This window comes from Flavobacterium ginsenosidimutans, from assembly GCF_037478105.1.
Classification (GTDB): Bacteria; Bacteroidota; Bacteroidia; order Flavobacteriales; family Flavobacteriaceae; genus Flavobacterium; species Flavobacterium ginsenosidimutans.
Genome location: NZ_CP147988.1, coordinates 3,470,761 through 3,491,143, shown reverse-complemented (window position 1 = coordinate 3,491,143; position 20,383 = coordinate 3,470,761). Strand labels below are relative to the sequence as shown.

Here is a 20,383-nt window from a genome sequence, read left to right as displayed (position 1 = left end):
CTATTGCTGTGTTAAATAAACATAAATCGGAATGACCGCAAAGCCAATGGTGATTGCGTAGGTATAAATCAGTCCTATGGTCTTTAAGTAGCCTACATATTTGGGATGAAAAAGTCCCAATGTCCTAACTGCACTATAGACTCCATGTCGCAAATGGTAGCCAAGGGCAACGGCGCTTAAAATGTATGCAGCTACATACCACCCGCTGGAAAAAACTTCCTTCACTACGATGTAGAGATCCTTATTGCCGTTGGAGTCTTCAGGAATTGTTCCGAATTTGTACACGTACCAAAAATTAGCAAGGTGAATGACCAAAAAGATCAGGATTACAGTGCCTAAAAACCCCATGTTCCGGCTTTCCCATTTACTTGCCCTTCCACGATGATCAAGCTGATATTTTCCGCCAGACTTATTGTTTTTTAGGGTTATAATTAGCGCAACAACAGAGTGTCCGATAATACTGAAATACAAAATATAGGAGACAAGTTTAATTAGGATGTTTCCTGAAAGCAGATGGGAGTAGTGGTTGAACTGAAGCTGTGCTTGATGCTCAGGTAAAAGAAGCTGTAGATTTCCAAACAAGTGAACAATGAGAAAAAATGACAGGAAGAGGCCGGTCATTGCCATCATTATTTTTTTTATCAAGGTGATATTTAACATAACTAGAGTGTTTTTGACAAATTAATATATTCCGAGAAGCTTCCACCATGCGAATCCAACACTCATGTAAATAACCATAAGAACAAGACCTAAAATCAACCCCTTGATCCACCATGTTTTTATATCGACATATCCGCTTCCAAAGAATACTGGGGCTGGACCGTGGCCATAATGCGTTAGCGTTCCATATAGCGAACCAGTGAAGCCCAACATAAATGCGAGCAACAACGGCGGAATGCCCACTGATATTCCGACTCCCAACAAGGCGGCATACATTGCCGCGACGTGCGCAGTAGCACTGGCGAACAGGTAATGGCTAAAAAAATAAACTCCAACTATCACAGGGAATGCAACCATCCAGGATAAAGATCCAATCTGAGATTTTATCTGTTCGCTGAACCATGAAATAAATCCAAGTTCATTCAGCGAACTTGCCATCATGACCAATGCTGAGAACCAGATAATAGTATCCCAGGCACCTTTCTCAGCTTTCACGTCTTCCCATGTCAGTACCGAAGTCAGTAGTAATAAAACAAGTCCAATGAATGCAGTGGTAGTAGCATCGATACCAAACAGACTTCCCGTAATCCAGAGTACCAGAAGAATCACAAAGGCCAAAAGCATCAACCATTCATTCCTGCTTATTTTACCCATTTCCTTCAGTTGTGCTACTGCCATTTTTGGTGCATCTCCAGTAGATTTCAATTCCGGAGGATAGATTTTGTACAACACCAGAGGAATAACAAGGAAGGAAACAATTCCAGGTACCAAAGCGGCTAGCATCCATGACATCCAAGTGATTTTGATTCCCATATCAGCTGCAAATTTCTGACACATTGGATTACTCGCAGTTCCGGTAAGGAACATCGATGAAGCAATGAGGTTGATGTTATAGCAGTTCATTGTAAGGAAGGAACCTAACTTGCGATGTGTTTCTGGCTGGTCTGGAGTCGAACCGAAACTTATTGCCATAGATTTCATGATCGGATAGACTATGCCGCCCCCGCGTGCAGTGTTGCTTGGAATAGCAGGTGCTAAAGTTAAATCTGCAAGCCCCAAACCGTAAGCAAGCCCCAATGGTGATTTTCCAAAGATTTTAATGAACATCAATGCAATCCGCTTTCCTAGTCCAGTTTTAATAAATCCTCTGGCGATAAAGAAGGAAATTCCAATCAACCAAATGACTTTATCTCCAAAGCTTTTCAGCGCCAGAGTAATAGATTTTGCCGGATCTCCCGGGGCCAGCACCTGTGTGAGTGCTACTGTGGCAATGGCACACATACACATTGTTCCCATGCTAGCAGCCTTAATAATAATTCCAAGAATGGTGGACAGAAATATTGCCAGCAGATGCCATGCCTGCTCATTGACACCTTTGGGAGGGGGGATAAACCATAGTATGGCGCAGAACCCAACGGTCGCCAATAAACTTCCAAGGTTGATTTCTTTTTTCATTTTTAATATGTGTTAGTTCATGTTCTCAATTTTGGATGTCATCGTTATAGGATTATTCGCCGGCTAAAACCGTGACTGAATCTGCATGATGAATAGCTTGTTGTTGTAAGTTGTGGTGTTGGAAATTTCTTTTTCGTAAAAATCCATCTGAAATCCCAGTTGCAGTCGTGAATTGTAATTTTTCAAAAACTCAAATCCTACCATAGGTAGCACGGTTCGCCTTATATTGGAGTCTCTCTTGAAATTAAGATCCAATTCTTCATACCGGCATGAGATTTCTATGGAATTAAACCGTGGTTTTCCTACATTGTACTTCAAATTTGGCAAAGCGTACCAGCCTCTAACCTGATAATCCTTAAGTTCTACGGTTCGGTCTGCTACAGGGATCAGGAAATATCGGTAATGGTTTGTTCCCTGCTTTGCTTCGGCCTGAAATTCCAGTGAAAATTTTCTGCCCAAATTGAACAGGCCTGAAATATCTATTCCCGCTGCATATACCGGTTCATCAAACACTTTTCCATACCCACCATTTAAGCCTAAATTGAACTGATTTTTTTTGGACAAGGTAATCACCGTACGCCCTGCAAACTGCTTTCCGTTGTCTTTATCATTGTTCTGATTGCGTCCGTTACCGTTAAATACTGTCAGAGCGTACTTAACTGGAAGTGTACTGATGTGGGTAGTACCTATTATTCCGGCACCAATCTGAAAACTTTCCCACCCATTGGATCCAAATTCATAGTATTGGTTAGAGAAATCCATAGATTTTACGATATCCACTGGAAAAGTATTCTCCAAACCAAAAGATGGCCTAAACTGGCCTAATATTACAGCAAAATCCTCGGTAATCTTATATTGTATATAAGCGTTTTCAAGAACTTTGTTTTTGGGATCAGATTTAAAGTCTGCCAAGTTTAAAAGGACATTGACTTCGGCCCATTCGCTGATGGCTACGGCGGTAGAAAAACGAACCCTTTTTACATCAAAAGTGTTGTTTGTGTATTTATCAGTTTCGTGGTGCATTCCATTGACATCTACCTTATCATGCAAGCCTACGATGTAACGGCTTTGAAATAGCCCTTTAACCTTGAATACGGGATATTTGATTTCCTTTGTCGTTGTGCTGTCTGTTGGCTGCTGTCTATCTTGGCTAAACACAGTTACGGGCACCCAAAATGCTATAAAAAGCAATAGATTTAGCTTTTTTTTCATTACAATAACTTTAATTTTTTACAATTTTTGCCAAGTAAACGACTATTTAAAAGTTCTATTTAAGTTTACTTTTTTCGAAGGCTATGGAGAGATTTCATCGGCTTTGAAATTCGACGAAAAGTCTCATACATTTTAAATTATAGAATTAATTATCAACCACTATTTTTAAATACGAACAATCCCTCTTGTTCATGCTCAACACCCTTTAGATCGTTTAAATTAACAAACTTATATGTGTATGATTCATGATCAACTATACTGGAATAAAAGTCACCGGATATAATTACGTAGGCTGCACTTTTCTTACAAGCGGACTGCAAACGGGAGCAGATATTGAGCACATCGCCATGATACGCTATTTCTTTTTTGTAGTCCCCAACGAGTGCGGTAGAAACTTTACCCTGGTGAATGGCACATTTAAAAACGGGACTTAAACCGTATTTATCAAGGTAATATTTTTGTCTTCTCTTCAGACAATCCATATAGGAAAAGTATAGTTCTATACATTTTTCATAGCGGAATTTTCGCGTAACTTTCCAAGTAATGACTGCTTCATCACCTACGAATTGATAAATATCACCTTCATGTTCCAGTACGATATCCGATAGATCGTAAAAACAATCCTGTATATATCTACTGTAGTTCAGATGTCCTATCTTATCAGCGGTTGGTGTTGAATTTTCCATGTCAAGGAACATGAAAACACGTTGTTCTTCTTTGGGAGTATGATAGGTATTGATAACGGTATTCCTAAAATAATTTCTGCCTAGGTCTCTTCGCAAAAGGATCAGTATTCCTACTATGATTTCAGTTAAAAGCATATAGATAAAAATTCCTAACGCATTTGCAAAAAGTATTGGGCTTATGGCTGAGAATCCAGACATAATGAAAAAAATTAAGGAGGACATGGACGTAAAGATGGCTAAACGGACAGCCACATTTACGATAAAACTGCACCTGTGATATAGAACAGGATATAGTGTGGTATATAAAATCCCCATTACAAGACCGAAAGGGAGCGCTACAAAAAATGATATCTTATACAGTTCGATTTTGGATATCTCGATCCCTGCACCGTTTCCGTATATTTCCTGTATAAAGTGTTCAGGAATATCGCTAAACTTTATAAATACATAAAAAAATGTGAGCAATATCCATAACGCCGTTATGTTTAGGATTTCTTTGATGTTATGGGCTGTCTTGTTTTTCATCGGTACATAATATTTAAACCATATCAGTAAAAATTCATAAAAGTAGGTTTGATGATAATTCCCAGGCGTATCATACTGGTTTCTTTTCTGTAGTCCAACAGTCCTTCTGCATAACCATGGTACCATTGCAGGAAAATATACTGATTGGAAGATTTGAAAGGACGGTAAACCATCTGTGTTTGCAAAGCTCCTTTCCAGTCGAGCTTTGAACCCTTTTGGAGCAGAAATTCTGCGTACAGTTTTTTAGGGATTAAAGTATAGCTCACCCCAGCTTCTAAAAAACCCTCATATTCTAGCAGATCAGGGTTGTCACCGGATACAAAGGGAACAAGTATTCTCGTCTTTAAAACAACTCTATTGCTTATCTGTCCCTGCCAGTTGAACGAAAGGAAATTCCAGCTTCTGGATTGTAAGCTGTCACGTCCGTTTGACTCGTGCTCGAACATCAATGAATAATACCCTATGCGATTCTTTTTATCAGTATACGGACGGATCACACCAATAGTGGGGTTAAAATTGATATCTTCAAAAGGACTGGATTTCTCATAGACCTTCCAAAATGATTTTTGTGTATAGGTAATAAAGGAGTAGACATTATCAAAAAGAGGTTTTCGGGATAAAAGATACTTAAAACTGATCTGGTATTTTATATCTGAAGTTTCCTTGGAGAGCTTATCCCGTAAACTGACCCCGGTTATAAAATAGTTGTCCTTGTATGCACTAAAATTTGGTTGGCTAAGGAAAATTTCGGTAGCTGTCTTTTTTCGTATAGAATCACTTTGCTGTTGGGCATAGACACTTGTTACACCAAATAACAGCATAACCAAATAATGTGAGCAACGCAGAAAAAGACATTTTTCATCCATCACTATTTCCTATTATTAATTTTTTTCAACATATTTCTATTTATTCTTCTTTTTAAACAGGTCATCCAGATGCTTTACGTAGGATAACTGCATTGTAATACTTGTTAGGCTGAGTTCATCGCTTTTGATAGGATATACAGATTTGTTACTAATCATGATCACCATAGATAAACCCCAATCTTTTTTATGATAGTTCCCAGAAAAACGAGCTGCGGCAGTAGGATAAATGTCAACTTTCCCATTGCGTGTTTTATGTGTGGCATCACCAAAATTGACACCTGCCTTAGCCATACCCGATAACAGCCAACGATCGTTAAGAACCAATGAATATGCATAGCCGGCATTGATACCTAACTGAACATTTTCAAACGAATTGGCAGATGAAGCTGCATAGTCATCAAAACCTTTAAGTCTGTAATAATATGCCCCTCCGCCAACAAGCCAGCTGCCTGCCGATCGTAACTGTAGCTCATTAAGGTCAAAAGCAGCTTTAGAAGAATATCGTTTTCCGTTGAAAAGATAAGTTGCTTCCGCTCCAAACTGTAGAACGGACATATCTGGAAAAAGCTCTTCTATGCTGCCAGATCTTCTATGACTGTAAAAACCTTTATAATTTTGAAAGAATAAATCTACAATTACATTTCTTCCATAGTGATGTGCCTGAAAATCCATCACCTTGGAATTCCCATATTCTTTCTTGCTCTTTAACGGAATGAAGCCATATCCTAACTGCATACCGAATATGGTATTTTTTACTACAAGCCCGACACCTAAATTCAAAGGGTAATTGGGACTGTAATTTTTGTCTCCTGCATCTATTTCTAAAGATCGTGTTGAAACAAAACTCATAACCTTTAATTTCTCGGGGTATCCTAGAATATACAGCGAATCGGTTTTCTTCACATTTATTCCAAACGAATCTTGCTGACCGTAACATACAAAGGATAGGAAGAAAGATAAAAGTGTAGCACAGGCGACTTTTCTTCTATCCTTTTTCCAAGACTTTTTATTCATAACCGAATATTCTTTAATAGAATACAAATGTATTTATCATCCCTCTTCTTTAAAAGGTCATATGTACTTCATTATTGGACTAAATTTCTTTTTTATGGCGATATACACCATTATTATAAAAATATATTGGATATTTGAACTCATGAAGAAACATGTATTACCATTCAAATGGGAAGAAGGACCGCAAACAACACGGATAAGTACATCAGGAAATGAACTCACCATTATTGATCAACCTGAAGTGCTATCAGTATTTGACTATCCGCTTAAAGTTGATGTAACTATGGCTATTTTCTGTTTCAAAGGAAATGTTAAAATGACAATTAACCTAAAGCCCTATGAAACAGAGGAACCATGCCTAATCATTCTCCTTCCAGGACAAATAGTAGAATGCGAATATGTAAGCAAAAAATTTTCTGCTTTGTTTATAATCATGTCCCATCGTTTCACTGAAAATCTTGAAATAGAGGAACGCTTTCCAGCATTTCTCTCTATTCAAAAAAATCCTTACGTTAAACTAAATAATTCTGAAATGGAGGCATTCGTAGATTATTGTAGAATGATGAAGAATACAGTAGGTAACAACAAGAATCCATATTGCCTACAGATAGCAAAATATCTTACTAAAGCATTTTTTTATGGGTTTGGGTATAACATACATATCCAACAGGAAAATCAAGTAGTAAAAAAGCCGAAACAACATATTTTGGTGGAAAAATTCTTGCAACTGTTACAGAAATATTATACACGACACAGAAGTATTAATTTTTATGCTACTAATCTATCTCTTACGCCAAAATATCTTTCCAAGGTAATCAAAGAAAACAGTGGCATTTCAGCAAGTGGATGGATAGATAATCATGTAATATTGGAAGCAAAAGCTCTGCTAAAATCGACCGACATGACGATACAGCAGATTAGCGATAAGTTGAACTTTCCTTCTCAGTCATTTTTTGGAAAGTATTTTAAACGTGTAGAGAACATGTCGCCAAGCGAATACAGAAAAGGCGGATTGACATCCTAAAATCAAAACGTCAATAAATAAGTCGCCTTATTACAGCCTTTATATTACAATCCAAATTTTGCTACACGTTGTTTTACAATTTCTTCGAAAGCTTAAAGGTCTTGGTCCATATATTCTTCTAAGGATTTCTTAAGCTTATCTAGAAAGGTAGTTCTGGAGCCAGCACGCGTTTTCATGCGATGGAAAGCATGATGCATATCTGTTAGTGGCATGCGGAAAACAACCCGAAAGATTAATGCAATCTGACGAATCCCGACATTTCCGTTTGATATTACTCTTGCTGCATGCAAAGCATAAATAAGTTCTATTAGGGCATTCTTTGAATCGCTCCATAATATATTTTTGGTCTCATCTAGTGTTTGAAAAGTTAGTTCACCTTCACCCTGTGATTTGATCTTAACAACCAGGAAATTGTACAATAGCTCATTTGCTATAATTCGCGCAACCTTATAATCATAATAAGTGGAAAAATTTGGATCTATTTCAAATACAAAACTGTTTAAGCCATCATGATAATCAATTTTCCCTAATCTAAAATATTGCTGGTCCTTATCAGTTCTGCCCGAACGATAATATCTGTAAAAATCCGAATGACAAAAATGTTCAGAATACTCTTCTTTTAGATTACGAAGGTGACTTGCAAAGTATTTCTTATAAACAGTCCCCATTTTAACGGGACAACCTGTCTCTATCCTGCAAACCTTATTATAGAAAATAAGCTTACCTAGTATTTGGGGTTTGATGTGACGGAAGAAATATATTTCCTTGTACTCATCCTTAAATCCATGTTTTACAATATGCGATTTCGCTAAAGCCAATAATTCTTGGAGATAAGATGTCATTTCAAAGGCATCATCAATTGAGATAGAGCTGTTGGGAAATAGTTTGTTTTCTCTTTTCTCAATTTCGAATAAAATATTGTGTAGTGAGAACTCCATAAGCCAAATTTTAGAAAAACCATTTAATAAGGTTATAGTAAAATTGGGACTTATTTACGAAATCATAACCCAACTACAACCCAAGTTGGGTAAGATTTTTTTATATAACTCCTTTCTAGGAATTAGAGCTCTCAGATAATAATTAACCAATGGATAATTGAATTTTGTTTTTTAACTCATTACATCAAGGTTAATTTTTGTATTTTTGTTACCGAGTTACTTGGAAAATTGAACAAAATGACTGCATCTAGCACCATTACTAATTCGTTACTGATAACAATTTACCGTTTCGTAAACCATTCTTTATAAGCTGCTTTAGCTTTTTCTAACGTTTTTTTGAAAAAAAATTAAATTTTGTAAATCCCAGCTGCGGTTTTTTCGATAAAAGCCTTTGGTAGTATACGATTGGCGTACACCGAAATGATATTTGTAAAACCCGGAATAACTTCCGATTTTTTGCTGAACATGGCTTTTACTGCCATTTTTGCCACTTCATCTGGCTGCATATTAAACTTTTCAGCCATTTTGTTTAAAGCACTTAAACCAGCTCTTGCAGCAAAACCAGTATCAACTGGACCTGGACTAAAACAAGTTACTGAAATAGAAGTTTGGGCAAGTTCGAAACGCAACGCACGGGTAAACGATAAAACAAAAGCCTTTGTAGCCGAATAAACAGCTAGCGTAGGTACAGCTTGGTAAGCAGCAGTACTCGATATATTTAAAATGTAAGCTTGTTTTTCTTGTGAAAGTATAGGCGCCAATAAATGGGAAAGTTCTACCACTACATTCATGTTAAGCTGCATCATGCCAAGCTGATCGTTTAGAGCAGACTTACTAAAATCGCCCCATATACCATAACCCGCATTATTAACTAGAATTCCAACTGGATAGTTATTGATTTTTACCCAATCGGTTACTTTTTGCGATGCGCCATTTGTCGAAAGATCAATCGATAAAATAAAAGCATTGATGCCGTATTTATCTTGAAGATCATTAGATAATGCTTTTAATTCCTCCTCACTTCTTGCAACAAGCAATAATGAATAGCCTTGTTTAGCCAATTCATAAGTAATAGATTTTCCAATGCCTTTGCTAGCGCCAGTTATTAACGCATACGGTTTCGTTTTTTCGCTCATTTTATCCATTTAAATTACCCAAATATAAAAATTAATTGTAAACTGTTGGATAGACAATGTACATAATGGCTACCCCTAACCCTATCCGCTCGGACTTATTGCACCAAGTATGCCAACAAGATATACAAACCGATTTCGAATAAATTCAAAAAATCAATCGTACTTAAATCATTGAAAACATTATAGTTAAAAAATATACTATTTTTATAGTAACATATAATTGAAGTTTATGAAATTGGAAGAAGAAAAAAATCAAGAAAAAAATACACTCCAGAAAGCTCAAATAAAGCCTTTTCTCACAGTGAATAACGGATTAAAAGCGGTTAAATTTTACACTGACGCTTTTGGTGCTGTTGAATCTAAAAGATTTGAAGTTGATAATAACAAAATATCTTCTGTATTGCAAATTGAAGGCGCTGAATTTTATCTTAGTGACGAAACACCTTGTGATGGCAGTGAAAATCGAGCTTTTAGCAACCTAATCAGAATAATTTTGGAAACTAAAAATGCAGACAAAATATTTGAAAATGCACTTAAATTTGGTGCAATCCAGATTTGCCCCATGGTAACCGAAGAAGACTGGAGAATTGGAAAGCTAAAAGATCCATTTGGACATATCTGGGAGATTGGCTATGAATTATGAGAAAATAATAGCAATTGAAAAAACTACCGAAAATGAGTTAAAGAAAAGTTATAATTCAAACAACTGCATTTAAATGAATGTTTTTTCATTTAACTTTACTATATGAGACCTTTAGACCCAGATAAAAGAGAGAAAATTTTGAATTCTGCATATGTGCTTACAGGCAGACAGGGATTAGCAAGCGTGACTATCTCTGGCATAAGCAAAACGGCCGGAGTTGCTGCAGGAACCCTATATATCTACTTTAAAAACAAAGAAGAGGTGGTACAATTGGCCTATGCCGCTGTAGAGGATAAAATGACACAGGCCATGTATCGTGACTTTGACATTAATTTACCTGTAAGGCAATCACTTAAGCAGATTTACATTAATATGCTTAACTACAGGCTAAACCATTATGATGAAACCGTATTTATCGACCAGTATCAACAGTCTGGCTACATACAGCTCAATTTCTCCAAACAACTGGCCGAGTATGAAAAACAGAACAAACCTCTTTATGATCTTTTAGAAAAAGGACAGCGGGAAGGAATTATAAAAGCACTAGATGCAATTATACTTATCAGCTTTTTTGATGGCGCGGTACGCTCCTGCTCTACAGGCATCATACAAAAGTTATTTCCATTAAGCCAGCAGCTTATCGATGACTGCTTTGATTTGGTATGGAGAGGCATAAGCTAATAATTTTAAATGAATAATTTTTCAATTAACCTATTTTAATAATATATATCATGAGCATTTTTAAAGACAAAACGATTATCATTACTGGAGCAGCTATGGGGCTCGGACTAGCAGCAAGTAAAGCAGTAGCATTAAAAGGAGCCAATCTATCAATTGTAGATTACAATGCCGAAGCACTAGAAAAAGCAAAAGCAGAAATCCATTCTGTTGCTCCAACTGCAAAAATTATAACTATAGTCGCTGACGTTTCAGACGAACAGGCTGTCAAAAATTATGTAGACAAAACAGTTGAAGAGTTTGGCCGTATCGATGGATTCTACAATAATGCCGGTATCGAAGGAAAACAGGCATCAATAGTGGATTATGACATCAATATATTTAAAAAAGTAATTGACATCAATCTTATGGGGGTCTATTACGGACTAAAATACGTGATCCCGGTAATGCAGAAACACGGCGGAGGAAAAATTGTAAACGTAGCTTCTGTAGGAGGAATCAGAGGGGTTATTAATCAGATGCCTTATGTAGCAAGTAAACATGCCGTTTCAGGTATGACCAAAAATGCAGCAATAGAATATGGTAAAGATGGAATTTACACCAATGCAATCGCGCCTGGCGCTATCCTTACCCCAATGGTGGCAGAAGCTTTCAAACAGGTAAACCCATCCGACCCTAAAGCTGCTGAAACAACATACGCACAAAGAAACCCTACAAGGAGGTTGGGCAAACCTGAAGATGTAGGTAACCTTGTTGCATTTCTCCTTAGCGATGAATGCCAATATGTAAATGGACAGACCATTGCTATTGATGGAGGGGAATCAAACCTGTATGGTAATTCTTAAATCAAGACATTTTTATTTAGAAACGGATTACGGCATAGCCTGTAATCCGTTTTACACCATTCTTATTTAACTCCATTCTGGGAACTGGGTTTTATTTAAATCCAATTTTTCAATCGCTTTCATGTCGGCATCATCAAGCTTGAAATCAAATATATTAAGGTTTTCTACAATATGTGCTTTTTGCGAAGATCTCGGAATACTAACAATACCGCGCTGATAATGCCATCTCAAACTTACTTGTGCTGTAGTCTTGCCGTGCTTCTTGGCAATCTGGGTTAATACTTCATTTGTAAAAAGACCATTACGGCCTTCCGCAAAAGGCGCCCACGCCTCCATCTGGATATTATGCTGTTTTAACACATTATAATCATTGGACTGTTGAAAATAGGCATGAGTTTCAATCTGATTCACTGCAGGTTTTACCTCAGCATAAGATAAAAGATCTTTCAGTTGCTCTGGGCTAAAGTTACTTATGCCAATAGCTTTGATTTTTCCAGCTTTGTAAAGCTCTTCCATTGCTTTCCACGATCCTTTTACATCACCTCTTGGACGGTGTATTAAGTAAAGATCAAGATATTCAAGCCCTAGTTTTGTTAGCGTTTCTTCAAATCCTTTTTTAGCATTTTCATAACCAGCATCATCAACCCAAAGTTTTGAAGTAACAAAAAGCTGCTTTCTATCAATTCCGCTTTGTTTTATTGCTTTCCCTACTTCTACTTCATTTCCGTATACTTTTGCGGTGTCAATAAGGCGGTAACCTGCAGCTATTGCCTCAACTACAGATTTCTGGCATACATCACCGCTGAGTCCGTAGGTTCCAAATCCGAGTATGGGCATTTTTAAACCGTTATTCAGCTTAACATCTGGAATGCCTTTAGCAACTTTATCTGTCAAGACATTTCCAAATAGATCAGGCATGCCAAACATACCAAGATAAATTCCTGCTGCGGCAAGTTTTACGCTACTTTGCAAAAATCTGCGTCGGTTTATTTCATTTTTCTGGTTTTGAGAATTCATGCTTTTTGGTCAAATTAATTAGTAATAGTATATTGTTTTTTGATTATTCTAATTTTACAAATGCTTCATTATCAAATTTTAATGTTAACATTCTAAAAATCCAAGAATAATTTTGGCTGTTAAATATACTAAATTATCAATATCAAATTGCTTTCACTTTATTCGGTTAAAGAATCAACCAGAATCTTTTTCTTGATTTTCTCCACTCCCCTTTCTCTTATTAATTCTACTGCATCGAGCATTTTGGTTAAATGAATATAAGGCGTCATCAAGTCAGGATCTGGATCTGCGGCATGAGGCGACAATGAAAACTCTAGAACTTGATATAGAAATAATTCAAATTCTTGGAGCGTTTTTTCATTAAATGCGTTTTGAAATACTATACAAGGATTATCGTATTCTTCTTTAGTTAGAGAAGAAAGTTGAAAAGCCTTTTCTTGTGGCAAAGATTCTTTTACTTTCCATTTTTTACTTTTCTCTTTTAAACAGTAACAAACTCTAAGGAATGATTTGAGAACCGAATACAAAATAAAAACATCTGAAGGATTCTCCTGTTTGTAGACTTTTGTTTTATAGCAGTAAATTACGGCTTCGCTTAAAATTTGTTTGTAATAATCGAGATGTGCATAGGCAAAAAAGGCATTAATTACCTTAAATGGATTTCCTTCAATATTTCCTGCCCAAAAGCTGGTTTCGAAGGACATTTTATTCTTTTTCATAGTCCAGTAGATTTAATTCATGTAGCGAAATTCTTCCATTTAAAAAGAATAAACTATTCCAAATACAGATATAATATTCTGACAAAAAAGACTCTTTTTTGCAATGTTTTTTTATCTTTGAAACTCATGATTTTTAGCCAAATGGCTTTATCTTTGATCTTTTAGAAAACCAATATTCATTATGGAAAAGAAAATACATCAGGGAAGAAACGTAAAACGTTTTAGAGAAATGCTTAACATAAAGCAGGAAGCTTTAGCTTATGATCTGGGAGAAGACTGGAACCAAAAGAAAATTTCTATGCTGGAGCAGAAAGATGTAATTGAAGACAGTTTGCTAAAACAAATCTCAGCTGTATTGAAAATTCCTGTTGAAGCTTTTCAGAATTTTGATGAAGAGCAAGCGATAAATATTATTTCTAATACTTTTCATGATACTCAAGGCTTAATAAATTATAGCCCAACTTTCAATAATAATCCTATTGATAAATTGATTCAACTTCATGAAGAAAAAATTGCTTTGTATGAAAGGATGCTGAAGGAGAAAGATGAAATGATGGTGAGGTTGGAGAAGTTGATTAATAAGTAAATCATTTAAATATATTTTACAAAAAAAGAGACTTTAAAGTCTCTTTTTTTGTAAAATATTATGAGTACGAAGTCTAGAGATATTTATATTGCTTACCAAAAAAATCTTTGTAAATCACAATACAATATATTAAAATGACTGTTGAGAATTGTTTCTAAACGTTAGAGTACATTCTATTAAATCTATCTCTACTTTCATAATTTTCTTTAAGTTCTACTAGGAAATTATCAAAATCTACTATAATATCTTCTAGCATTTTTTTTGGATTAATTTTAATATCCATTGTACCTTCAAAGTTTATGCTTTCTGGATAAGTATAATTTATAATAATTTTTCCTTGAACCATTCCATTATGAAATAACCCACATCTAGCTTCCGAGTATAAACTTCCTAAATTAATATCTGAAAATTGATTAGGATAAATTCTGTTAAGTGCTGATATAAAAAAAACTCTGCTTTGATGATTACTACTTTCACCTCTTCTGTACTGCTCAACACCTTCTAAGTAAGACATACAAATCATAAGAACTATAAATCCATTGTTTTCCTGAGATATTAAATTTTCAGCACGATTTAAGAACCAATCTTTTACTTGACGTTCATAGATTAATATTTTATCAAATACATCATTTGCGTCTAAATCATTATTTAATCTTTCATCTTTAACAATAGGATTGTATTTTTCATCTAACCATCCCACAATGTCTGGTGCAATTTTAATTGGATCCAGATATCTTAATTTTTTTGACATATGTTCTTCTAATGTTATGTTTTCTGAAATAGTAAATAATACTTTGGTTTACTATGGGTTTGCAACTAAATTAGAATTATTTTCTGATTTGACAAAAAACATCTTTTCATTATTCCGATTGCCCTAATTCATTGTAATAGGTTTTATAGTAAGTTATTTTTTAATCTCTAAGCTTGGAAATTCAAAAAATACATTTCCTTTTTCCTTTTCATATATTTCGATTGTCATTTCACCAATCCTTAATTTTAAATTAGCTAATTTATTATCAAAAAAAACATTTTCTTTTTTTATGGTATCTTGTATACTAGTAATCCAATTCAGAATATCAATACTTTGTTTAACAACCATAATATTATAACCACTTGTGACTTTCCCAAATCCTGGACATAAATATGTTTTCCCATTAATATTCATAAAACCAGATGATAGACCACTTTCCCACATTTTCTCTCTATCCGAAGTCGAGAAATTTTCTTCCACTGGTGGCAAGTCTGGTGCTAAAAATTTTTTCATTATGTGAGAATAATTTTTCTCTAAAATTTCAAGCCACTTTATATCGCTGAATGAATCTTTATGTTTATCAAGTCCAAGAAATACAATATCATTTTCATCAACATAAGCAAATAATAAAAGATTACCTCTTTTTACAAATTTAGTCTTCTTGTCAGGCTCCAATGATAGATGAAAATGAAAAATATTCCACTCATTACTTAAATGATCAATTTGCTTAGATTGAATAATCCTATTTGTTTGGAAACAATTTAGATTTCCTCCATCTTGAGCCAATTGAATAATTGTTTGGATTTCTAATTTCTTGTGGTGTAAACTAATTTGCTTTTCAAAGTCAGGAACTATAAAAACATTTCTCTTTTTTGGTTCTAAAATCTTTGAACTTAAATTAAAAAAATCAATTAATATTTTATTAATATTCTGATCTAAAGAAATCTTTAATCCAGAATCATTCAATATCTTGAAAATTTCGTTTTTTAAATCATTGTAAAAGTCAAAGTCTATCATTTTCTTTGTAATTAGATGGAGAAAAGTCAGAGACATTTGCGCTGCTTTTCAGTTTAACATTTTTGAGAGCTGGGCACACAGAAAGAATTTCCACGCTATCAACAAGCATATCAAAGCTATCACATAAAAGAAAATATTATCACAATATAAACTCTCTTCCAAAATCGGTGAATTCTGCTATTTGACCATCATATTTATTTTGTGTACTTCCTCCTTTTACTATTTCTTCTGTATGAACTACAGATCCAACGCTAATATAAATTGAAAATCCTATATCAGGCATTTCCATGTAATCTTTTTTATTCTCTTGATTAAGTATATAATTATTATAAAAAAGACCTGGATCTTTGTTAATAACAGCTTTACTATACACAGTTATAGACTGACCTTGGCTTTGGGTATTGAAAATGAAATTTTCCAAATAATTGATTGTATAGTCTAGTTCGCCTATAAATTGATTAATGTAAAAGCCCATAAAAATCGGTTTTTCAATTTTATCGTAATATCTGATTTTAAATGCCTTTTCTAATATGTCTAAAAAAACAGGATCAAAATCTTTAGTTACATCACTATTAAGTTTCTCCAGCAAATTTTTAAGCTTCTCGAATTTGTCAAAATGATAATTATACCATTCTTTTTCCTGAAGATTAAAAACAATTACAGCTTTCAAATATTTCTCTACAGCTGTACTTGCAAGAGTTATCCCTTGCACTATGAAATGGTTATTCAGTAAAAATCGCGCTGCAATATAATCTCGATATCCAAGGTCAGCAAATGAATATCCAGTAGTTAGTTTTTCCATGTAATTAATAGCTCTTCCCATAATATTATGTTTTTAAAATTTATAAAATCAATTATGCTTATTAATACCCCAAAACTATTTAAGTAGTACGCAGTGATTCTGCGTAGTTTAAAAATAAATAGTATCATATAATAAAGGCATTGAAAATCAACTACAAGTTGACAATCAATGCCTAAATAATAATATAAAAAGTTATCTATTCTTTCTTTTTAAAAACCTTATAAAACACAAAAAGAATCCCCAACCAAATCGGAATTAATTCTACAGATATTTTCATATTCGTCATCCACATGATGGATAAAATACCCAATAAAAATATGAAACAAATGTAATTGCTTACGGGATAAAATATAGAAGCAAACTTCGTTTTTGTGTTTTCTCTGTCTTTGGCAAGTCTAAATTGTAGATGCGTGTACGAAATCATAACCCAGTTAATCACTAAGCAAGACACTACTAAAGACATTAAAATACTAAAAGCTTCTTCTGGAATTACTTTATTGATTAAAATACAGATCGCAGCAAAACAGGAAGAAATTAAAATGGCATTAACTGGCACTGATTGTTTGTTTAGCTTCTTTAAAAATTGAGGAGCACTTCCTTGATCTGCTAAACCAAATAACATTCGCGAGTTGCTGTAAACACTACTGTTGTATACTGATAAAGCGGCAGTTAATACAATTAAATTAAGTACATTAGCGATAAGGCTTGTAAAAAATATTTTGCGTCCAAAAAGCTCAAATTCCATTCCGTTCAAGTTCTGAAAAACCATCACAAACGGACTGCTGTCTGTCGTAATTTGTCTCCAAGGCGACAAAGCAAATAAAATGACCAATGCGCCAACATAAAATATAAGGATTCTATAAATAACCTGATTGGTTGCTTTTGGAATGTTTTTTTCTGGATTTTCTGCTTCAGCAGCGGTAATTCCAATTAGTTCCAAACCGCCAAAAGAGAACATAATCAAAGCCATTGCAGATAATAAACCTTGAAAATCTCCAGTTGCCGTTTTTTCGAAGAAACCTTTTGGAAAGAAACCTCCATCGTTATACAAATTATGAATTGTAGCGTGCTCTCCTCCTGTTCCGCTTATTAGCAAATAAGCACCAAAAAGAATCATGGCAATAATAGCCACAACTTTTATAATTGAAAACCAAAATTCGGTTTCTCCGTACACTTTTACAGAGGCAAAATTCAAGGCATTAATAACCAGAAAGAAAAATAAACTGGATGCCCAAAGCGGAATTTCGGGCCACCAAAACTGCACATAAACCCCAATGGCTGTAAGTTCGGCCATACTAACGAGAATATACAAAATCCAATAATTCCAGCCTGATGCAAAACCTGCAAATGAACCGCAATATTTATAAGCAAAATAGCTGAAGCTTCCTGAAACAGGTTCTTCAACAACCATTTCGCCAAGTTGCCTCATAATAAAAAAAGCGATAATTCCGGCAATAGCATATCCTAAAATAACAGATGGCCCTGCTAATACGGCCGCTGGACCAATGCCAAGGAAAAGACCTGTTCCTATAGATCCGCCTAAGGCAATTAACTGAATGTGTCGGTTAGTTAGTCCACGTTTAAGCTGATTCTCTTCTACAGCATCATGATTATTTTTCACAGATTATGTTTTAAGGTATTTAAATGTATTCAGAAATGTATAAAAAGCGAAGATAAGTTAAAAAAGGAATCGTACAAAGCTTCTTTCTGTAGCATCTTTCAGAATTAGCTATAAATAGTTAAGTTTTGCCCATTTGCAGCACAATTTTAAAACAGAAAAGTCCATCCGCATGCGAATGAACTTTCCAATAATTTATTAAAACAATAATCTATTTATTATCTCCCTGGGCCTGTACTGCCTCCTATTTTTGTTACCATAGAAGTCAAGGTAAAACTTGAGGATAATGTAGGATTGCTAAAAGTTCCTCCTAAATATAATCCATTAAACTCCGTTGCATTACTAACGCTAGAAACCGTTACCAATTTATAAGTTTTGCCCGAACTGAATGCGCTGCCAGACAATAGTAAAGTCGTAAAACTAGCAGGTGATTTAAATGTCATTACCTCTGCATTATCACTATTGAGTACGCTATATATAGTACCAGAATTTCCACCGTCTAGTATAGCAGAAGCCTGTGTAGATACGCTTGCCGTTGGCGAGCTGGTTGCTCCTCCGGCACCAATTAGCAATCCGCCTGTAATTTTAAATGTATTACTATCGCAATCAAAACCTTCTTCAGGGCTTTTAGCTCCTATTGCAAAGATTTTTCCGCCCGTTACAGTAAGTGTACCATTAGAATCAATTCCGTCATTTGTTGTACTGTATGCAACAATAGTTCCTCCATTAATGTAAATTGCATCTCCAGCATTGATTGCGTCATCAACCGCTTTGATATAGATTTCTCCGTCATTGATTGTCAAGGTACTTTTACTTTCTATTCCTTCTCCTCCTTCACCTGTTGTGGTAACATTAATAGTACCTCCATTAATTACAACATAAGGATCAATTGTATCATCGGTATCGTATGAAGCAACTATTCCGTCATCAGCAACAGTAGCAGTGATTGTTCCAGCATTGATGATAATATGTCCTTCTTCTGCTTCGATACCATCGCTAGACGCATTAATATTCAAAGTACCTCCGTCAATATAAACCGCATCGTTTGCATGAATACCATCTGAAGAAGTTTTTGTTATATTAATCGTACCGCTTTGCACACGTATGTAGTCATCTGATGCAATAGCGTGTTTATTGTTCCCTGCAATATTCAGAGTTCCGCTTCCTGAAAAAATAAGCTGGCCTTCGCTAAAAAAAGTTCCCTTTTGGTCTTCTGTAGAGGTAGCATAAGTTGTTCCATCTTCTAATGTATTTGTTCCGCTAACAACAATAAAAGCGCGTTTACCAGACTGAATATTTATTGCTGGTCCGTCATTATTCTTGATAGAAACGTCACTTAGCGTAAGCTTATATTTTTTATCGCTGTAGATTTTAAGCATTCCATCTGTAGTGCTTCCAATTACTTCATAAGCTACTTCAGCAACTGTAGAAGTAACGGTAACATCTGCACCAGAAATGGCAATTGTAACTCCAGCAACTTCATTTTCTGCCGTTGCACTTGTACCATTAAATATTATTTTTACTGTAGATGAAAACGTAGAATTAGCAAGTATATCGTCCTCGTTTGCTCCAGTTTCTGACGAGCCTTCGGCAGTTCCCTTTGCAGCAGTTGCACTTATTGTAATTGGATCATCTGTTGCAACAGTATCATCATCTGAATCGTTATCTTTTGAACAGGATATAGTAAAAACTCCTAAAAATAGACAGAAATAGAAATAGGTTTTGGCTTTCATGTTATTGGGTATTTATAAAATTAATAATTGTGAAATGAAAATCTAAACAAGAATTATGGTAAAAATTTCCAATGCAGTTTAAGAATCGACAACAATAATAAAGTCTAATATGCTTATTTAGTTATCAGTAACAAAAATCTAAATTAGATTAAATTGGAAATAGGGCGAAATAAAATATATCAATGGAAGTATTCTCTAGACAGATTTAGCAACTATGTCGACTTTAGCTTTATATTCTTTTTAAAAAACAGCAAGACACGTCACTAAATAAAGGCTTTAGAGAAATCTAGAGCTTTTTTCTTTTATAATTTTCTTGGTTTTAAAAGACTAAAAACAAACAACAACTATTTAAAAACCAGTATTTTAACTAGATAAAAAAGGGGAAAATCACCCTTTTCTGGTACCCTTACATTTATCTAATTTAGTCAAATCTTAAAGCCTTGTTTTAAGCATCAGTT

Annotated in this window: 20 protein-coding genes; 5 read left to right on the top strand and 15 right to left on the bottom strand. The window is 34.8% G+C overall.

Features of this window, described 5'->3' with window-relative positions; genetic code table 11:
* The 6 genes from V6624_RS15265 to V6624_RS15240 form a co-directional block, all read right to left on the bottom strand.
* A complete protein-coding gene (locus tag V6624_RS15265) occupies positions 1–660 on the bottom strand; it encodes a succinate dehydrogenase cytochrome b subunit (protein ID WP_338839168.1) in 660 nt (219 codons plus the stop codon).
* 21 nt (positions 661–681) lie between these two features.
* On the bottom strand, positions 682–2,115 hold the full coding sequence (locus V6624_RS15260) for an anion permease (protein WP_338839166.1): 1,434 nt from the start codon (positions 2,113–2,115) through the stop codon (positions 682–684).
* A gap of 63 nt (positions 2,116–2,178) precedes the next feature.
* Positions 2,179–3,327, bottom strand: coding sequence for a porin (locus V6624_RS15255; protein ID WP_338839164.1), 1,149 nt, complete (start codon positions 3,325–3,327; stop codon positions 2,179–2,181).
* Positions 3,328–3,479: 152 nt separating this feature from the next.
* Positions 3,480–4,538 (bottom strand): adenylate/guanylate cyclase domain-containing protein, encoded by a 1,059-nt coding sequence (locus V6624_RS15250; protein ID WP_338839162.1) that lies wholly within the window; start codon positions 4,536–4,538, stop codon positions 3,480–3,482.
* A gap of 23 nt (positions 4,539–4,561) precedes the next feature.
* Entirely contained in the window at positions 4,562–5,404 is an 843-nt protein-coding gene (locus V6624_RS15245) for a phospholipase A (protein WP_338839160.1), read from the bottom strand.
* A 36-nt stretch (positions 5,405–5,440) separates the two neighbouring features.
* Complete coding sequence (locus V6624_RS15240; RefSeq protein ID WP_338839158.1) at positions 5,441–6,418, bottom strand: DUF4421 family protein; 978 nt, start codon at positions 6,416–6,418, stop codon at positions 5,441–5,443.
* A 94-nt stretch (positions 6,419–6,512) separates the two neighbouring features.
* On the opposite strand from V6624_RS15240, the gene V6624_RS15235 reads away from it, so the two are divergent.
* Positions 6,513–7,442 (top strand): helix-turn-helix domain-containing protein, encoded by a 930-nt coding sequence (locus V6624_RS15235; RefSeq protein WP_338839156.1) that lies wholly within the window; start codon positions 6,513–6,515, stop codon positions 7,440–7,442.
* Positions 7,443–7,534: 92 nt separating this feature from the next.
* On the opposite strand, the gene V6624_RS15230 is transcribed toward V6624_RS15235, so the two are convergent.
* Positions 7,535–8,380: an RteC domain-containing protein gene (locus tag V6624_RS15230; protein ID WP_338839155.1), complete on the bottom strand. Its 846-nt coding sequence runs from the start codon at positions 8,378–8,380 to the stop codon at positions 7,535–7,537.
* 347 nt (positions 8,381–8,727) lie between these two features.
* Positions 8,728–9,516: an SDR family NAD(P)-dependent oxidoreductase gene (locus V6624_RS15225; protein ID WP_111291214.1), complete on the bottom strand. Its 789-nt coding sequence runs from the start codon at positions 9,514–9,516 to the stop codon at positions 8,728–8,730.
* 229 nt (positions 9,517–9,745) lie between these two features.
* On the opposite strand from V6624_RS15225, the gene V6624_RS15220 reads away from it, so the two are divergent.
* The 3 genes from V6624_RS15220 (at position 9,746) to V6624_RS15210 (ending at position 11,682) form a co-directional block, all read left to right on the top strand.
* Positions 9,746–10,159: a VOC family protein gene (locus V6624_RS15220; protein ID WP_111290814.1), complete on the top strand. Its 414-nt coding sequence runs from the start codon at positions 9,746–9,748 to the stop codon at positions 10,157–10,159.
* Between the two features lie 102 nt (positions 10,160–10,261).
* Entirely contained in the window at positions 10,262–10,840 is a 579-nt protein-coding gene (locus V6624_RS15215) for a TetR/AcrR family transcriptional regulator (protein WP_111290813.1), read from the top strand.
* Positions 10,841–10,890: 50 nt separating this feature from the next.
* Positions 10,891–11,682: a glucose 1-dehydrogenase gene (locus V6624_RS15210; protein WP_111290811.1), complete on the top strand. Its 792-nt coding sequence runs from the start codon at positions 10,891–10,893 to the stop codon at positions 11,680–11,682.
* Positions 11,683–11,748: 66 nt separating this feature from the next.
* Here V6624_RS15210 and V6624_RS15205 read toward each other — a convergent pair whose 3' ends face one another.
* A complete protein-coding gene (locus tag V6624_RS15205; RefSeq protein ID WP_204251709.1) occupies positions 11,749–12,699 on the bottom strand; it encodes an aldo/keto reductase in 951 nt (316 codons plus the stop codon).
* Positions 12,700–12,857: 158 nt separating this feature from the next.
* Entirely contained in the window at positions 12,858–13,418 is a 561-nt protein-coding gene (locus V6624_RS15200; protein ID WP_111290809.1) for a hypothetical protein, read from the bottom strand.
* A gap of 181 nt (positions 13,419–13,599) precedes the next feature.
* On the opposite strand from V6624_RS15200, the gene V6624_RS15195 reads away from it, so the two are divergent.
* Positions 13,600–14,004, top strand: a complete 405-nt coding sequence (locus V6624_RS15195) for a helix-turn-helix domain-containing protein (RefSeq protein ID WP_111290807.1) — start codon at positions 13,600–13,602, stop codon at positions 14,002–14,004.
* Positions 14,005–14,158: 154 nt separating this feature from the next.
* Here V6624_RS15195 and V6624_RS15190 read toward each other — a convergent pair whose 3' ends face one another.
* The 5 genes from V6624_RS15190 to V6624_RS15170 all read right to left on the bottom strand — a co-directional run bounded on the left by V6624_RS15190 (position 14,159) and on the right by V6624_RS15170 (position 19,925).
* A complete protein-coding gene (locus tag V6624_RS15190) occupies positions 14,159–14,755 on the bottom strand; it encodes a hypothetical protein (RefSeq protein WP_111290805.1) in 597 nt (198 codons plus the stop codon).
* Positions 14,756–14,908: 153 nt separating this feature from the next.
* Positions 14,909–15,772: a hypothetical protein gene (locus V6624_RS15185; protein ID WP_111290803.1), complete on the bottom strand. Its 864-nt coding sequence runs from the start codon at positions 15,770–15,772 to the stop codon at positions 14,909–14,911.
* Positions 15,773–15,911: 139 nt separating this feature from the next.
* Positions 15,912–16,595, bottom strand: a complete 684-nt coding sequence (locus V6624_RS15180) for a hypothetical protein (RefSeq protein ID WP_111290801.1) — start codon at positions 16,593–16,595, stop codon at positions 15,912–15,914.
* A 175-nt stretch (positions 16,596–16,770) separates the two neighbouring features.
* Entirely contained in the window at positions 16,771–18,195 is a 1,425-nt protein-coding gene (locus V6624_RS15175; RefSeq protein ID WP_111290799.1) for an amino acid permease, read from the bottom strand.
* Between the two features lie 215 nt (positions 18,196–18,410).
* On the bottom strand, positions 18,411–19,925 hold the full coding sequence (locus V6624_RS15170; RefSeq protein ID WP_111290797.1) for a carbohydrate-binding domain-containing protein: 1,515 nt from the start codon (positions 19,923–19,925) through the stop codon (positions 18,411–18,413).
* Between the last annotated feature and the right edge of the window lie 458 nt (positions 19,926–20,383).

What these genes read in the sequence shown, in the direction of transcription:
- V6624_RS15245 (WP_338839160.1), bottom strand. Translation starts at nt 5,404, where the DNA reads ATGGATGAAAAATGTCTTTTTCTGCGTTGCTCACATTATTTGGTTATG.
- V6624_RS15260 (WP_338839166.1), bottom strand. Translation starts at nt 2,115, where the DNA reads ATGAAAAAAGAAATCAACCTTGGAAGTTTATTGGCGACCGTTGGGTTC.
- V6624_RS15255 (WP_338839164.1), bottom strand. Translation starts at nt 3,327, where the DNA reads ATGAAAAAAAAGCTAAATCTATTGCTTTTTATAGCATTTTGGGTGCCC.
- V6624_RS15225 (WP_111291214.1), bottom strand. Translation starts at nt 9,516, where the DNA reads ATGAGCGAAAAAACGAAACCGTATGCGTTAATAACTGGCGCTAGCAAA.
- V6624_RS15265 (WP_338839168.1), bottom strand. Translation starts at nt 660, where the DNA reads ATGTTAAATATCACCTTGATAAAAAAAATAATGATGGCAATGACCGGC.
- V6624_RS15250 (WP_338839162.1), bottom strand. Translation starts at nt 4,538, where the DNA reads ATGAAAAACAAGACAGCCCATAACATCAAAGAAATCCTAAACATAACG.
- V6624_RS15210 (WP_111290811.1), top strand. Translation starts at nt 10,891, where the DNA reads ATGAGCATTTTTAAAGACAAAACGATTATCATTACTGGAGCAGCTATG.
- V6624_RS15220 (WP_111290814.1), top strand. Translation starts at nt 9,746, where the DNA reads ATGAAATTGGAAGAAGAAAAAAATCAAGAAAAAAATACACTCCAGAAA.
- V6624_RS15185 (WP_111290803.1), bottom strand. Translation starts at nt 15,772, where the DNA reads ATGATAGACTTTGACTTTTACAATGATTTAAAAAACGAAATTTTCAAG.
- V6624_RS15170 (WP_111290797.1), bottom strand. Translation starts at nt 19,925, where the DNA reads ATGAAAGCCAAAACCTATTTCTATTTCTGTCTATTTTTAGGAGTTTTT.
- V6624_RS15190 (WP_111290805.1), bottom strand. Translation starts at nt 14,755, where the DNA reads ATGTCAAAAAAATTAAGATATCTGGATCCAATTAAAATTGCACCAGAC.
- V6624_RS15205 (WP_204251709.1), bottom strand. Translation starts at nt 12,699, where the DNA reads ATGAATTCTCAAAACCAGAAAAATGAAATAAACCGACGCAGATTTTTG.
- V6624_RS15215 (WP_111290813.1), top strand. Translation starts at nt 10,262, where the DNA reads ATGAGACCTTTAGACCCAGATAAAAGAGAGAAAATTTTGAATTCTGCA.
- V6624_RS15200 (WP_111290809.1), bottom strand. Translation starts at nt 13,418, where the DNA reads ATGAAAAAGAATAAAATGTCCTTCGAAACCAGCTTTTGGGCAGGAAAT.
- V6624_RS15240 (WP_338839158.1), bottom strand. Translation starts at nt 6,418, where the DNA reads ATGAATAAAAAGTCTTGGAAAAAGGATAGAAGAAAAGTCGCCTGTGCT.
- V6624_RS15180 (WP_111290801.1), bottom strand. Translation starts at nt 16,595, where the DNA reads ATGGGAAGAGCTATTAATTACATGGAAAAACTAACTACTGGATATTCA.
- V6624_RS15195 (WP_111290807.1), top strand. Translation starts at nt 13,600, where the DNA reads ATGGAAAAGAAAATACATCAGGGAAGAAACGTAAAACGTTTTAGAGAA.
- V6624_RS15235 (WP_338839156.1), top strand. Translation starts at nt 6,513, where the DNA reads ATGGCGATATACACCATTATTATAAAAATATATTGGATATTTGAACTC.
- V6624_RS15230 (WP_338839155.1), bottom strand. Translation starts at nt 8,380, where the DNA reads ATGGAGTTCTCACTACACAATATTTTATTCGAAATTGAGAAAAGAGAA.